Here is a 14,417-nt window from a genome sequence, read left to right as displayed (position 1 = left end):
CTGGCCTCCTACAGCTCGATGCCGTCGCCGGGATCGAGCGAAGCCTGACGCGCGACCTGCCTCATGTTCTGGTTCATGCGGCTGAGACGCGCGGCGTCATCGTCGGCGTCGTCCGCCGGGTCGATCTCGAACTCGTTCTCGATCGGCGCCACCTTGGCGATCGGCTGCACTCGGCTCAGCTCGGGCTGGCGGCGGCGCTCGGAGTCCGTCGTGTCCTCCTCGTCGGGATTGGCTCCCGTCGCCGCTGGCAGGACCTCCGGCGACGGCGGCAACGCCAGTTGGCTCCAGTCATCAGACGAAACCTCATCCGGCTTGATGACCGCGGGCGGCGGCAGCACCCGTTCCTGAAACCGGCGGTCCTCGTAGTAGCGCGCCTTCTTGGCCCGGATCGGCGGCGTGCCGGCGACCATAACGATCTCGTCGGACGGCGGAAGCTGCATGATCTCGCCGGGCGTGAGCAATTGCCTGGCGGTTTCCGAGCGCGACACCATCATGTGGCCGAGCCAGGGCGAAAGCCGGTGGCCGGCATAGTTCTTCATCGCGCGCATCTCGGTCGCGGTGCCCAGCGCGTCGGAGACGCGCTTGGCCGTCCGCTCATCATTGGTCGCGAAGCTGACGCGGACATGGCAGTTGTCGAGGATCGAGTTATTCGGCCCGTAGGCCTTTTCGATCTGGTTGAGCGACTGGGCGATCAGGAAGCTCTTGAGGCCGTAGCCGGCCATGAAGGCCAGCGCGGACTCGAAGAAGTCGAGACGGCCGAGCGCCGGAAACTCGTCCAGCATGAGAAGCAGCCGGTGCCGGCCGACCTTCGCCTGCAAGTCCTCGGTGAGACGCCGGCCGACCTGATTGAGGATCAGGCGTATCAGCGGCTTGGTCCGATTGATGTCCGAGGGCGGCACCACGAGGTAAAGCGTCGACGGCCGCTTGCCGCCGACAATATCGGCGATGCGCCAGTCGCAGCGCCGCGTCACTTCCGCGACTACGGGATCGCGATAAAGACCGAGGAACGACATCGCCGTCGAGAGCACGCCGCTGCGCTCATTGTCCGATTTGTTGAGCAGCTCGCGCGCGGCGCTGGCGATGACGGGATGCGGACCGGCTTCGCCGAGATGCGCGGTCTTCATCATCGCGGCCAGCGTCGACTCGATCGGCCGCTTTGGATCGGAGAGGAAGGCGGCGACGCCCGCTAGCGTCTTGTCGGCCTCAGCGTAGAGGACGTGGAGGATCGCGCCGACCAGCAGCGCGTGACTGGTTTTCTCCCAGTGATTGCGCTTTTCGAGCGATCCTTCCGGATCGACCAGGATGTCGGCGATGTTCTGAACGTCGCGGACCTCCCATTCGCCACGGCGCACCTCGAGCAGCGGATTGTAGGCGGCCGACTTCGGATTGGTCGGATCGAACAGCAGGACGCGGCCATGCCGCGAGCGGAAGCCTGCCGTCAGCGTCCAGTTCTCGCCCTTGATGTCATGAACGATCGCGGAGCCCGGCCAAGTCAGCAGCGAGGGCACGACGAGGCCGACGCCCTTGCCGGAGCGGGTCGGCGCGAAGCACAGCACATGCTCCGGGCCGTCATGGCGAAGATAATCGCGGTCGAGTTTGCCAAGCACCACGCCATCGGGACCGAGCAGGCCGGCGGCCTTTACTTCGTCATCCCGCGCCCAGCGTGCCGAGCCATAGGTCTCGACGTTCTTCGCTTCGCGCGCCCGCCAGACGGACATGCCGATCGCCACCGCGATTGAGATGAACCCGCCGGACGCCGCGATGTAGGCACCCTCGACGAAGATCGGCGGCGCATAGGCATCGTAGAAGTACCACCACCAGAAGAAGGCCGGCGGATAGTAGATCGGCCAGCCGGCCAGCTCGAACCAAGGCGGGCCGAGCTGGGGCTGGAAACCGAGCCGGTATGCCGTCCACTCTGTCGCCGCCCAGGTCGTGAAGAGCACGATCAGGAAGACGGTGAGGATCTGGCCCCAGAGGATTTTCGTCGCGGACATGGCGGGGGTCCTTTCTTGATTGCGGGCTACAGCCCGAGGCCGCGTTTGCGGCCAAGACTCCAGTCGACCCCGCCATCGCCGCGAGCGACGCCGGAGACATGCTGGCCAAGGTGCTTTTCGAGAGACGGTGACCAGGGCACGAGCTGGAAGCCGAGGCCGTCGTCGATCATGGCGAAGCGGCCCGATGCGAGAGCGATGCGCTGCCGAAAAGCGCCGGCGACATATTCCCCGGTCCCGGCCTTGGCGAACGGGCGTCCGGTTTCGGCCGCGAGCTTCGCCCCGAGCGCTTCGACGTCGCGCTGGCGCAGCGTATCGATGAGGTTGCGGGAGAAGATGACGCTGCGGCCCTGGCGCTCAGCCAGGCGGTGCTCGATCAGATGTTCGGCGCGGCGATCCAACGCGTCGCGCACCTCGGCGCCGAATCCGCCACCGCCAAGCGCCACCGGCTCGCGGGATATCGCCTGCCGGTCAAGCCAAGTTGCGCCGGTCGCGGTGACTTGGGCGGAGATGTCGAGATCCGAGCGAACGGCAAGCGCAACGCGCCGCTGGCCGCGCGCATCATCGAACTTGCGCAGCTCGACGATCGAACCCGGCGCGCTGTCGCCGGCAGCATCGAGGTCCGGGAGCTTGATGTGGTGAGTCCGCCCATCGACCCCGTCGACAACGGCATAGGCCGTGCCCTTGAGTTCGTCGTCGAGGCCTCGCGTCACCAGCCGGCCGACAATGGGGTCGTTCAGGCTTTCGCCGGCGAGCACATAGTTTGCCGCGCCGCGCTCGATGCCGCGGTCGGTCAGCGCGCGGTGCATGCGCTTGATGATATCGCCACGCTCGCCAAGCTCGCGTAGCGTCGCCTCGGCCTTCTCCGAAATCGTCCACTGACCGGGACCGATCTCGTCGGCGAGGCCGAGTCGTTCGAGTTTGCGCAGCCGCCCGACCTTCAGGGCGTGGAATTCATCCGGCTGCCGGTCTGGATGCGGCGCGAGATCGACGACACCAGCCCCATAGGCGTCGCGTGCGAGCTGGCGATCGAGATTGGTCCAGCGCTCGGATTCAACCTGGCGCTCAATGGTGCGACGGATTTCCAGATCGGTGCGCGGTCCCAGCTCCTGCGTGATGAGATCGCGCGCTCGGTCACGCATGCCCTCCTTGATGTAGTCGCGCGAGATCACGAGGTTCTCGCCGTCGTCGCGGACGCCGCGCATGATCAGATGCACATGCGGATGCTCGGTGTTCCAGTGATCGACGGCGACCCAGTCGAGCCTCGTGCTGAGGTCCTTCTCCATCTGCCCGACCAGCTCGCGGGTGAAGCCCTTGAGGTCCGCCATCTCCACCGCGTCGTCGGGCGACACGATGAAGCGGAAATGATGCCGGTCATCCTCGCACCGCTCCGCGAACGCCTTGGGATCGGCGTCATCCCCGCCGGGGCCGAACAGCCGCGCCTTTTCTCCATCCCGGGTCACGCCTTCGCGGCGGAGATAGTTGAGGTGAGTGCCGAGCGGCGCGTTGCGCCCGCCCTGGCGCACGACGCGCGCCTTGACGACAGCGCCGCGCGAGCGGGCGGTCAGCAGCCGGTTGGCCTGCACCGCCGCGCGCTGGCCGCGACCAAAACGGGAGCGGTTGCCGGGCCCGATCCTTCCTTGCCGCGATACCGCGCCGCCGGCCTTCTGCGCGGCGGCGAGCGCCTGCGCGATGAAGGGTCTGACTTGTTGCGCGCGCGTCGAGCGGATGCGGCCTGGCCGGATGCGGAAATCGTCCTCGGCGCTCATGGGCATGGCCCCGCACATCGCGCAAAGCCGAGGAAATTGTTGGGAAAGCGCCACGCGCACAGGCTGCGCCGATCAGGCGCACATCGCGTAAACGCGCTATAACCCCTTGAAAAACCACAACCGCACAAGGCCGCACATCGCGGCCCTTTATCCTGCCATCGTGCGGTTGTGGTGACTGCTTTTCCCACTTCTGACGCCAATTCGACGCCAGAGCCCGAAAATGCCGCTCGGAGTGCGAAGCCCATCATCGCGGCCCCGCACTGGCGGTTCGAGTGGCAAACAGGCTGCCGGTCTGCGGATCGGTAGGGGCGAAATCACGCTCGGGAGGTCGCGATGGCGGTGTGGCCGGCGGGTCGTCGCGCGACCGCCGATCTGCACCCGTGCTGCTGTCGACCTGCACGATGAAGAGCGGTGCGCGGGTCCAGGCGAGCGGATCGGCGGTCGCTACCGTGACGGGGGTAGCGAGATCGCCGCCGCCGATGATCGGCGCGAGAACGGCGACGTAGGCGCGAGTCTCGGCCGGTAACGGGCGACCGGTCGCACGAAACTCCTCATAGCGACCGGGACCGGCATTGTAGGCTGCCAGAAAGCCCGGCGAGCCGTAGCGATCGTGCATCTCCCGCAGATAGGCAGCGCCCGCCATGATGTTGTCACGTGGGTCGTAGGGATCGCCGCTGAGACCGTGTCGCGCGCGCAAATCCGCCCATGTCGCGGGCATGATCTGCATCAGACCCATCGCGCCCTTGGGCGACGTCGCGCGCACCTCGCCGCGGCTCTCGACGCGCATGACGGCGCGAATCCACGTCTCCGGAATGCCGAACCGGCGCGCGGCCTCGGCGATAGGGCCGGCATAAGGATCGCTGGGTGATACCGGCTGCACCGGCGCATCCTGAACTGCGGCCGGGACCGCGAGCGGCAGCGCGATGAGCAGGCCGGAAAGGAGAAGGAAGGCTGCATGCCGGACGGTGGGAAACCGTCCGGCGACAGCGCGATGGCGGCGGGCCGGCATCGCTCAGTCCCGCTCGCCGCGCTTGGGCGGGCGGCTCCAGTGCAGACCCCATGCCGATTTGTCGTCGGCCGACTGGAACAGGTTGGCGCGGATCGGCTGCGGAAAGCATGGATCATCGAGCTGCAGCGCGACGTACTCGCCGGCCTTCTCGCCGGTGCGCTTCCAACCCGCGCCGAGTTCGGCGCGGGGTTCGTTATTCATCCCGTCGAAAACGTGGACGCGGAAATCTGGCGCATTCTCAGCGTCAGACGGCTCGGCGGGAATGATGATGATGTCCTGGTGCAGCAGGAGCGTTTCCAAGTGGCCGATGAAGCCGCCATCGTCGTGGGTGAACTGACCGATCAGGGACATGGATTGCCTCCGTGGATGTGCGGTGAGGTTGGGATTGGGCACGCCGTCACCGCGTCGGCGCGCGCCAGACGAAGCGGCCATCGCCGTCCTCGTCGGTGTAGAGAGGGATCGCCCGGCCGATCACGGCGGAGGCGGGAAGCGGGCCGAAGTAACGGCCATCAAGGCTGTCACGGACCTGCCAGTTCATCAGGAACAGCTCGCCCTCGGCGACGACGCGGCAGCCCTGCCAGGCGGGCAGCGGATTGCCGCGACGGTCGTGATCGAGCGCATCGCCCATCGGCACGGCGTCGACAGTGATGGCGAGGCCGGTTCTGCAAACCCGTTGGCCAGGAAGCGCGACGACGTGCTTGATCAGCGGCACGCCGCGCGGCAGGTAACCGCCCTGGGCGAGGAAGCTCGCGAGCGGCTCGGGCGCGCGCACGGCGACCAGATCGGTGACATCCGGGGACGGGTCGGGGGCGATGGCGTAAAGGCCGATCGGCGTGCTGGCCGACGCATTCCAGATCAGCTTTGGCGCAAAGGAAACAAGCGACAGGATGCCGAGCAATGACACGGCGGCCGTCGTTGTGATGGCGTAGCAGAGCCGGGTCATGCGCCGATCCTCTGCGTCAGGAGGAAGGCGCGATGGCGCTGGACCGTGTAAGCGCGCGGCGTCTCGCCAGCGGAGAGGCGGTTTTGAACGTGGCGCCAGTGATCGGGCGCGACCTCGACGGGATCGATGCCGATCGCCTCGATCGCGTCGATGCGTTGGAGCATGCGCTCCACCTTCGGCCAGCCGTCGACGCGCAGCAGGATGTCGCCGCCGGGCGTCACGGTTGGGATCGTCTGGCAGGGTTCGCCGGGGCCGACCGTGCACAGGATGTCGAGGCGGGAAAGCACAGTGCCGTGCTCGTTCGCGGCCCAGCGCACCAGCGCGAAGGTCGTGCCGGGAGGGAAGAAGAGGATGCGGCGGCGGCGGTCGACGACCTGTTCGCGCACCTCGCGACCAAAACGGATCCAGTGCTCGATCTGCTTCTCGATCCAGATGAGTTCGACCTGGGTGAGATCTTCCGGCGGCGCATGAAGGGCGCGGCCCGCGCGCGCGGACGCGGCGGCAAGACCGGTCATGGGGCATCTCCTTGGGATGGTGGGAATTCGCGCTCGAACAGCGCGCGCAGCATGTCGGCGACCGTCTGGCCGCGCTGGAAGGCCGCGATCTTGATCCGGCCACGCATGTCGGCGGTGACATCGATGGTCAGCCTGGCCGAGAAGTCATCGGCGGCCTGAGCGCGCTGGGTTTGGCGGTCGGGCGCGTTGATCCAGCTCTCAGGACCACCGGGCCGGGATGCGAAGCCGCGCTTGGGGGATCGTTCGCTCATGCGCCGATCCTCGCGACTTCGGCCGCGAGCGCGGCGATCTCGCGCGCGCCTGGGCAATCCCCGTCCTGCTCGGCCGCGAGCCGCCCGGTCTGCACAACATCGGCGAAGACGATGCGCTGACCGATGGTGGTCGCCAGCAATGGCGGGTCGTGATCTGCAAGCGTCTCGGCGGTTTCGCGGGCGAGCACCGTGCGCGCCGCGCAGCGGTTCAGCACGAAGCGGGCGGCAAGGTCCGGGCGGTAGATGCGCGCTTCGCCGAGAAGCGCCAGCATCTCGGCCGACGCCCAACCATCGAGGGGCGACGGCTGCACCGGGATCAGCACGAGATCGGCGGCGAGCAGCGCCGAGCGCATGAGACTGGCGACGCGTGGCGGCCCATCGATGACGACATGGTCGGCGTCACGGGCCAGCTCCGGCGCCTCGCGATGCAGGGTGTCGCGCGCTAGGCCGACGACACCGAAGAGCCGCTGCAACCCCTCCCGGCTGCGTTGCTGCGACCAGTCCAGAGCCGAGCCCTGGGGATCGGCGTCGATCAGCGTGACGCGCTTTCCGTTACCGGCCCATTCGCCAGCAAGATTCAGCGCCAGCGTCGTCTTGCCGACGCCGCCCTTCTGGTTGAGGAACGCCACGATCATGACGGTCTCCCGGGAAAAGGGGACTCGTCCACACGGCGAAAAAAGTCGGCTTGCGTTAGAAAGATTCCGTAGGAATCTAGGTTAGAGAAGTTACGGGGCTCGCAAGCTGCTGATTCAGCTTGGCGAATCGACGATTCCGGTCCTCGATAGCACGAAGATCCGGTCCCCGATGGCACGATAGTGCCGGTCCCTGATAGCACGAGACTATTCACAGCTTATCCCCAGGGCGAGTTGTCAAGCGGCGACGGCGGCGCGGGATGCCGAGCGCGTCAGGATCGGTGGGTGCGAAGGACAGAATTTCGGGCCCGCCGACGCATTGCTCGATGGTGAGCCGGTAGCCCGGCAGCGGCTGACGGCGGACGATGTCGCGCAGGTCGTAGGCGAAGTGCTTGAGCGGCGAGAGGCTGCCCGACTTCGCGTGGAGGTGCGGGAAATCGAAGCTCCAGCCGAACTCTTGGCGACCGCCGTGCTTGCGCACCAGGCGGTAAAGCCAGCGCTCGAGCCCGCCGGTGAGATCGAAGTATTTGCGGTCGATCGTCAGCACGAGCGCGTCGTCGAGGACGGCGCCGTAGAACCAGTCGGGCACGATCAGTTCGAGACCGAGCGGACGGCCGCGGTGATCGGCGCGCTCCTTCCATTCGTTGATCCAGGAGAAGCGGTGCATCCGCCGTTCGGTCGGCTGGCGGATGGAAGTCGCGATCGTGGTCGATTGCAGCCGGTCGAGCGCAGCCTTCAGGCGGTCGTAGTCGCGTAAGCTGACGCCACGGCCGATGAAGTTCAGGATTTCATAGGGGGTGGTCGCCATCAGGCGCGAGGGGCGCAGGCCGACATCGCGCGCTTCGACGATCTGCGACGCGGCCCAGATGAGGACGTCGGCGTCCCAGATCGTGGCCATGCCATGCTCGGGCACAGCTTCTACGCGGATCTTCACCGAACCGGCCTTGAAGTCGATCGGCGCCAGGCGCTTCGATTTGGCGAGTGAGAAGAACGGATAGGCCATGAGGTCCTGCGCATCGCGCGGCGCGAGATCGCCGGGCAGCGTCCGAAACAGATCGAGCTGCGCGCGTTCCTCGCGATGGTGGGGGTGGGACGACATGACCAGCCGTCTCAGCGCGGAAAGCGGCCGCCGGCGGTAGCGGGCGAGGCGGTCTGGCGTTTGGCCGGCAGCACGGTGCCGCCGCGCGGGTCGGAGGTCGAGGTGACGAGACCGCGATCCGCCCAGGCCTGAAGGTCATCGACCGAATAGACGACGCGTCCGCCGAGCTTGCGGTAGATCGGACCGGTCCCGTAAGTCCGGTGCTTCTCAAGGGTGCGTTCGGAAAGGCCGAGGAAGCGCGCTGCCTCCTGCGTTCGCAGATAGCGTGGCGGTAAATTGGCGGCTCTTTCGGCCATGATCGCACCTCCGTGGTCTCGCGGGTGGCCGCTTCGAATAAGCGGCGGGTTGCGAGCACGGTGGCGTGAAGACGGCGCCTCGGACGATGTCGAAGTAAGGCGCTAAGATCGACACGCGAGCGGGTATCAGCGATCCCGGCGTGGGCGGCGCAGCAATGTTCGGTAGCCGCCGCGAACGAGCTTCTCGCCGTCGCGGGCAAGACGGATGGTGATTTCCCGGATGGGGTCGCCGACCCAGGACGCTGCGTCGATTTTGTGCTGAGGGAAGAGATGCTCGGCGACGACGCGGTAGATAACGCCGCTCTCGCGCGCGTCGACAGCGCGCAGCATCTGGCGCGCGCGCTGTCGTCTCTGCAGCGTCATGCGCGGATCGGGCGGCACACGCTTGCCGAACATTGCGTGCCAGAGGCGTTCGACCGCGGTCAGCCGGTCGAGCGTCAGTTCATCGAACATGACGAATGCGCCGAGAGGGCGGGCATCATCGACGTTGACCAGGGCCACGTCATGGGTTTCGCCCCGCAGCGCGAGCCGGATCAGACCAGGATTGTGCTCGATGATGGCATAGACGTGCAGATCCTCAACGCGGAGGCGAAGATCACCCGCCGGGCTCGGTCCGCCGGTGAACGGGAGTGTCGCGGGATCGGCTTGCGGGGTCCAGAAGATCGGCTGGATGAGCGCGGAGTTGCGAGGATCGGCGACGAAATCGCAACCCCCATTGCTCGGCGAACTCGCGCGCGATGTCCTCGGTCAGCCGGCCGATGGCTACCAGTTCCTGATAAGATTTTCTGTATTCCGGGTTGCGACGCAAGAACTCCCAGGCAAGATCGCCGGGGGTCAACTTGTCGATATAGTCATAGGCGGCTTCAGACCGCCAACTTTCATCCTCGGACATTCTCCACCGCCTCCGCGCAAGGTTTCACAACGCGAGTTATGCAGTGGATACGATTCCGGGTTGAACGGAGCGCGGGAAGGACGAAGTGGCCGCAACGTGATGCGGTTTGCGCATCACCTCAGTGCAGACGACCTTGGAGCAGCTGGCAGAAGCCGCTGGTGGTCATCCATTTCGCGCGGTCGAGATGGCTGGTGTAGATGCGCAGGGCACGCTCCGGATCGGCTTTGGCATCGAGGCCGAAGAGGACCTCGACGACTTCGCGCCAGTCGGCGCTTGCCGCGTCGGCGTCGAGAAGCCGGACGTAGAGCTTCAAATGCGCCTCGTCATAAGCGGTCAATGCCGCCCCGGCCGGCGGCTGATCGAGAAAATCGTCTTTGGTCACAACATCCCCCGATGGCGAGATGTATCCAAACTGGAGGAGATTGTTAACCGTGATTTGACCGGAATGATGGTGCAAGGTCCTGACGCGGGAAGATGTGGCAGCGCCGTGACGTGTCGAACGTCAGGTTTCCTTCTTTGTATCAACGAGCAGCACTCCCTTGCCCTGATCGGAGTTCAGGAAGACGATGCCCGCGCGTTCGAAAGCCCTTCTGACCTCATCGCGCGTGCTCTCAAACACCTCGAGGCCGCTTGGGGATTCGAGGCGCTTGAGCGCGGTCAATGAGACCCGGGCCTTGTCAGCGAGCGTCTCCTGTGTCCAACCCAGCAGCGCGCGTGCGGCCCGAAACTGTCGGGCGGTGATCATGCATGATCACCTCCCACACGGACCTACGCGTACGCCAAAACTACGACTATAATAGTCGTTCTTGGCGCGACCTTCCAGTCGGAAGTGCTTCTTCTGGCTCTGTCCGTCCCAGAATGGCCACAACTGATTCGGTCGGCGCAGAACCGATGCCCCAGCCGCAGACCTGACGCTGCAGCTCGGACCATTCAGCTTGAGAGAGACATGGTCGCCCCCATCCCAGCGGCCCCGCCTTCGATTCGCGGTTTGTCGGTTGCCTATAGGATCTCGTTCTTCAGGAGCTGTTCAAGCCAGTCTGCAAAGCTCTGGGGCCTGCGGGAAAGATGCTGACGATGCGGATAGAGCAGCGTCATCGGCATCGGCGCCGCTCGATAATCGGGCATCACCTCGACAAGTTCGCCCGCATCGAGGTGGCGTTTGACGTCGTAGGCCGGGATCTGGATCAGGCCGAGGCCGGCAAGGCAGCAGGCGATATAGGCTTCGGCGCTGTTGACGGTGACGCGGCTGCGAATACGGCGTGTGCGCATCTCGCCGTGTTCGATCCATTCCCAGTTCTCGACGCGACCGGTCGATGGGGAGGCGTAGTTGACGGCGAGGTGCGCGGCGAGATCGTCCGGGGCGCCCGGCGTGCCGTAGTGGGCGAGATAGCCGGGACTGGCGACATTGATCAATGGCAGGTCGCCGATCTTGCGGGCGATCAGGCCTGAATCGCCCAGCGGTCCGACCCGCAGCACGCAGTCCACGCTCTCCTCGACAAGGTTCACCGCCCGGTCGGTGACGCGCAATTCGATGTCGAGTTGAGGATGACGGGCGAGGAACTCCGGCAGAGCAGGCGCGATGATGAGACGCCCGATCCGGCCAGGCACGTCGATCCTGGAGACTACCGCTCGGCCCGACCGAAGTCTGCCGGAACAGGCCCTCTGTCTCCTCGACATCCGCGATCAACCGCAGGCATCGTTCGTAGAAGGCAGCGCCGTCCTGGGTCGGCGAGACCTTTCGTGTGGTGCGGTGCAGCAGGCGGGCGCCAACGCGCGCTTCCAGGTCGATCACTGCCGCTGACACCGAAGAGCGCGGCATTCCAAGCGTGTCGGCGGCACGGGTGAAGCTCGCGCATTCGACGACACGGGCAAAGGTGCGGAAGAGATCGATACGGTCCAAGGGTGTTAGCTCGGCAATTGGTCGGAATTTCTGACAGGTGATGTCAGAATGAACGGCTTTATGACAGAACTATAGACGATATGGTGCGATGCAGGAAGCGGTCGCGTGGGTGGCCGCCCGCAACCGAAGGAGGCCAACGCCAATGACCGATCACAGCATCAAGGGAAAAACCGTTCTCATCGCCGGCGGCGCGAAGAACCTCGGCGGACTGATCGCCCGCGATCTCGCCGCGCAAGGCGCCAAGGCGATCACCGTCCACTACAACACCAGCGCCACCAAGCAGGCAGCAGACGAGACGGTGGCTGCGATCAAGGCGGCCGGCGCGCAAGCCTTCGCGTTCCAGGGCGACCTCACCACGGCTGGTGCGGTGGAGAAGCTGTTCACGGATGCCAAGGCGGCGATGGGCTCGATCGACATCGCTATCAACACGGTCGGCAAGGTGCTGAAGAAGCCGATGGTCGAGATCTCGGAAGCCGAATATGACGAGATGACCGCGGTCAATTCGAAGACCGCCTTCTTCTTCCTCAAGGAAGCCGGCAGGAACGTCAGCGACAACGGCAAGGTCGTGACGCTGGTCACCTCGTTGCTCGGCGCTTTCACACCGTTCTACGCCGCCTATGCCGGCACCAAGGCGCCGGTGGAGCATTTCACGCGGGCAGCGTCGAAGGAGTTCGGCGAGCGCGGCATCTCGGTGACGGCGATCGGCCCTGGCCCGATGGACACGCCGTTCTTCTATCCGGCTGAGGGCGAAGACGCGGTTGCCTATCACAAGACTGCCGCGGCACTGTCCGGCTTCTCCAAGACGGGCCTGACCGACATCGAGGACATCGTCCCCTTCATCCGGTTCCTCGTTTCGGACGGCTGGTGGATGACCGGCCAGACCATCCTGGTCAACGGCGGCTACACCACGAAGTAATCGGCGAAGCGGCCGGGGTAAGTCCCGGCCGCCTTTGCTTCGCGTCCGTCGTTTCGGTGAGGGCGTTTGGCATGTTGCACCCGAGGCCACCTAACGCGAACCATCACAGCGCGCCCGACGATGTCGTCGCGTACTGGCGGGCGTCCTCCGACCGCTGGTTCGAGAAGGACGCCGCCTTCGATGCTGACTTCCGCGACCGCTTTCTCGATCTGCATATGGCCGTGGCGGGACGCCGGCACGACCAGTGGATCGAGACGCCCGGCGGTGCGCTGGCGCTGCTGATCCTGACCGACCAGTTTCCGCGCAACGCATTTCGCGGCACGGCGCATATGTACGCCACCGATCCGCTCGCTCGGTGCTATGCAAGGCAGGCGCTCGAGGCAGGACATATGGTGCGCGTTGAGCCGGACCTGCGGCTGTTCTTCTGCCTGCCGTTCGCGCATTCCGAGGATCTCGCCGATCAGGAACTGTCAGTGCGGCTCAACGCTCGGCTGGGCCAGCCCTGGCGGGAGCACGCCGATGGCCATCGCGATATCATCCGCCGCTTCGGCCGTTTCCCGCATCGCAATTGCGTGCTGGGCCGGACCATGACGCCGGAAGAAGACGCCTACCTCAAGGGGGGCGGCTTCCCGGGGTAAGCCCCGAACGATCACTTGATCCCACGGAGCCAGCGCCTCGCTGCTCCTTTTCGACATCACTCGTCCCACAAGGAGCAACGCCACATGCCAGCATCGGATCTGAAAATCGAAACTCGCATCGGCGTGAAGCGAAAGCCGCGTCGTATCCTATCGATCGTCTCCAACACCGCCGAGCTCAAGGGCTTCCCCGTCGGCTTCTTTGCCGAGGAAATGACGCGCGCCTTCCTGATGTTCACCGAGGCTGGGCACCAGGTCGATATCGCATCTCCCAAAGGCGGCGAGGTGATGTTCGACACCCACAGCGATCCGCGCACGCCCGGCGGGGCCTATGCCGACGATCTCATCAGCCTCGGCTTCGTTGATCACGCGAAGTTCGGGGCGATGCTGAAGAACACCCTGCCGATCAGCGCGGTCTCCGTGGACGACTACGACGCGGTCTGGGTCGCCGGTGGCGGCGGTCCGCTGTTGACCTTCAAGGACGACACCGCGCTGCACGCGCTGATCGCGTCTTTCTATGAGAAGGGCAAGATCGTCACGCTGATCTGCCACGGCTCATCGCTGCTGCTGTGGACCCGGTTGTCCGACGGCAAGCTGCTGGCCGAGGGTAAGAAGTGGACTGGCTTCACCGACGAGGAGGAAGAGGAAGTCAATCGGGCCTTCGGCATAACGCTGAACGACTACACCATCCAGAGCGAAGCGGCGGGCATGACCGGCACCAGCTTCCTATGCCGCGGCGCCAATCAGCCGTTCGCCATCCGCGACGGTCGCCTGATCACCGGGCAGCAGCAATATAGCAGCGGGCCGACAGCGGAGCTCGTGCTTGAGGCTCTCGACGAATAACGGGCACAGAAGCTCTGGCGGAATGATGGGACCCTAATCTGCGCCTTTGAGGCAGCGCGGCCGGAGGCCCTTGTCGGATCGGCCGAGAAGAAAAAGGCCCCGGCCTGTTCGGCCGGGGCCTTGCGCGGACCTCAGTCGCCGCGCCGCCCGTTGGGGCGGGACCAGATCAGCGAGAAGCTCTCGTCCTCGTCGTCGAAGAGGTTGGCGTAGATCGGGGCGTTGAAGCTCGGATCGTCCAGCTTGAGGCCCAGATAGTCGCGGCCCTCATTGGAGCGCTTGGACCAGGCGGCGCCGATCTCGGCGCGGCGGACCAGGACCCGGTGGCTGGGGGCGTTCTCGCCGGTGGCGCGCTGGTCGGGGACGATGCGCACGTTCTTTGCCTGAACGCTGAGGGTGACGATTTCGCCGGTGAACTCGTTAGAGCCGGTCTTCTTGAAGGTGCCGATAGTCGCCATGGTAAATCTCCGTTTTCCGTTCCCGAGTCCGCACCATTGCGGCCTCGATGGCGATCGGTTGGCCGGAGGCGATCGGCGGCGCACCCCGCAGGGGCCTGACAGCCAAGGAGGGCTTTCTTGTCTCGCGAGGAATGGCGGCGCAGCCGTCAGGGGAAGAAAGTTTGACGCGGCTGTTGCGTCATAGGCGATCGAGGCGAAGCCGGCCTTCGGCCAGATCAGGCCATTGAAGAGGCCGTTTGGAGCGGTTGAGGCACGGTCAGATAACGGAGAA

18 protein-coding genes and 1 pseudogene are annotated in these 14,417 nt (G+C 65.5%); 3 read left to right on the top strand and 16 right to left on the bottom strand.

Annotated features, from left to right (window positions below; genetic code table 11):
• Positions 1-8: 8 nt before the first annotated feature.
• The 15 genes and pseudogenes from IPK81_07020 to IPK81_06950 form a co-directional block, all read right to left on the bottom strand.
• Positions 9-1,994, bottom strand: a complete 1,986-nt coding sequence (locus tag IPK81_07020) for a conjugal transfer protein TraG (GenBank protein ID QQS13944.1) — start codon at positions 1,992-1,994, stop codon at positions 9-11.
• A gap of 26 nt (positions 1,995-2,020) precedes the next feature.
• On the bottom strand, positions 2,021-3,760 hold the full coding sequence (locus IPK81_07015; GenBank protein QQS13943.1) for a DUF3363 domain-containing protein: 1,740 nt from the start codon (positions 3,758-3,760) through the stop codon (positions 2,021-2,023).
• Positions 3,761-4,004: 244 nt separating this feature from the next.
• On the bottom strand, positions 4,005-4,769 hold the full coding sequence (locus IPK81_07010) for a lytic transglycosylase domain-containing protein (GenBank protein QQS13942.1): 765 nt from the start codon (positions 4,767-4,769) through the stop codon (positions 4,005-4,007).
• Positions 4,770-4,772: 3 nt separating this feature from the next.
• The gene (locus IPK81_07005; GenBank protein QQS13941.1) at positions 4,773-5,120 is read right to left on the bottom strand and encodes a DUF736 domain-containing protein; all 348 of its coding nucleotides are present in this window, start codon (positions 5,118-5,120) and stop codon (positions 4,773-4,775) included.
• A 46-nt stretch (positions 5,121-5,166) separates the two neighbouring features.
• The gene (locus tag IPK81_07000) at positions 5,167-5,712 is read right to left on the bottom strand and encodes a S26 family signal peptidase (protein QQS13940.1); all 546 of its coding nucleotides are present in this window, start codon (positions 5,710-5,712) and stop codon (positions 5,167-5,169) included.
• Positions 5,709-6,227 carry a DUF2840 domain-containing protein gene (locus tag IPK81_06995; GenBank protein ID QQS13939.1) on the bottom strand — a complete coding sequence of 173 codons (519 nt, stop codon included), beginning with the start codon at positions 6,225-6,227 and terminating at the stop codon, positions 5,709-5,711. Before IPK81_06995 ends, IPK81_07000 begins: the two co-directional genes overlap by 4 nt.
• Entirely contained in the window at positions 6,224-6,478 is a 255-nt protein-coding gene (locus IPK81_06990) for a hypothetical protein (protein QQS13938.1), read from the bottom strand. The genes IPK81_06995 and IPK81_06990 overlap by 4 nt, the downstream gene beginning before the upstream one ends.
• On the bottom strand, positions 6,475-7,113 hold the full coding sequence (locus IPK81_06985) for an AAA family ATPase (GenBank protein ID QQS13937.1): 639 nt from the start codon (positions 7,111-7,113) through the stop codon (positions 6,475-6,477). The genes IPK81_06990 and IPK81_06985 overlap by 4 nt, the downstream gene beginning before the upstream one ends.
• Positions 7,114-7,321: 208 nt before the next feature.
• Positions 7,322-8,209, bottom strand: coding sequence for a replication initiator protein A (locus IPK81_06980; protein ID QQS13936.1), 888 nt, complete (start codon positions 8,207-8,209; stop codon positions 7,322-7,324).
• Positions 8,210-8,220: 11 nt separating this feature from the next.
• Positions 8,221-8,505 carry a helix-turn-helix domain-containing protein gene (locus tag IPK81_06975; GenBank protein QQS13935.1) on the bottom strand — a complete coding sequence of 95 codons (285 nt, stop codon included), beginning with the start codon at positions 8,503-8,505 and terminating at the stop codon, positions 8,221-8,223.
• Positions 8,506-8,631: 126 nt separating this feature from the next.
• Positions 8,632-9,177, bottom strand: coding sequence for a DUF2285 domain-containing protein (locus IPK81_06970; GenBank protein QQS14987.1), 546 nt, complete (start codon positions 9,175-9,177; stop codon positions 8,632-8,634).
• On the bottom strand, positions 9,101-9,397 hold the full coding sequence (locus IPK81_06965) for a hypothetical protein (GenBank protein ID QQS13934.1): 297 nt from the start codon (positions 9,395-9,397) through the stop codon (positions 9,101-9,103). Before IPK81_06965 ends, IPK81_06970 begins: the two co-directional genes overlap by 77 nt.
• A gap of 118 nt (positions 9,398-9,515) precedes the next feature.
• A complete protein-coding gene (locus IPK81_06960) occupies positions 9,516-9,779 on the bottom strand; it encodes a DUF2285 domain-containing protein (protein ID QQS13933.1) in 264 nt (87 codons plus the stop codon).
• Positions 9,780-9,899: 120 nt separating this feature from the next.
• A complete protein-coding gene (locus IPK81_06955; GenBank protein QQS13932.1) occupies positions 9,900-10,142 on the bottom strand; it encodes a helix-turn-helix transcriptional regulator in 243 nt (80 codons plus the stop codon).
• A 254-nt stretch (positions 10,143-10,396) separates the two neighbouring features.
• A pseudogene (locus IPK81_06950) lies at positions 10,397-11,297 on the bottom strand (LysR family transcriptional regulator).
• Between the two features lie 142 nt (positions 11,298-11,439).
• Here IPK81_06950 and IPK81_06945 point away from each other — a divergent pair.
• From IPK81_06945 to IPK81_06935, 3 genes are all read left to right on the top strand, one after another.
• Positions 11,440-12,213 carry an SDR family oxidoreductase gene (locus IPK81_06945; protein QQS13931.1) on the top strand — a complete coding sequence of 258 codons (774 nt, stop codon included), beginning with the start codon at positions 11,440-11,442 and terminating at the stop codon, positions 12,211-12,213.
• Positions 12,214-12,284: 71 nt separating this feature from the next.
• Positions 12,285-12,851, top strand: coding sequence for a DUF924 family protein (locus IPK81_06940; protein QQS13930.1), 567 nt, complete (start codon positions 12,285-12,287; stop codon positions 12,849-12,851).
• A gap of 84 nt (positions 12,852-12,935) precedes the next feature.
• A complete protein-coding gene (locus IPK81_06935; protein QQS13929.1) occupies positions 12,936-13,691 on the top strand; it encodes a type 1 glutamine amidotransferase domain-containing protein in 756 nt (251 codons plus the stop codon).
• A 131-nt stretch (positions 13,692-13,822) separates the two neighbouring features.
• Here the strand turns inward: IPK81_06935 and IPK81_06930 are convergent, their stop codons facing one another.
• Positions 13,823-14,146: a DUF736 domain-containing protein gene (locus IPK81_06930; protein QQS13928.1), complete on the bottom strand. Its 324-nt coding sequence runs from the start codon at positions 14,144-14,146 to the stop codon at positions 13,823-13,825.
• Positions 14,147-14,417 lie beyond the last annotated feature (271 nt).

It is taken from the genome of Rhodospirillales bacterium (assembly GCA_016699855.1).
Classification (GTDB): Bacteria; Pseudomonadota; Alphaproteobacteria; order Reyranellales; family Reyranellaceae.
Note: the sequence above shows the minus strand (reverse complement) of the source record. Positions and strands in the feature narration are given on the sequence as shown.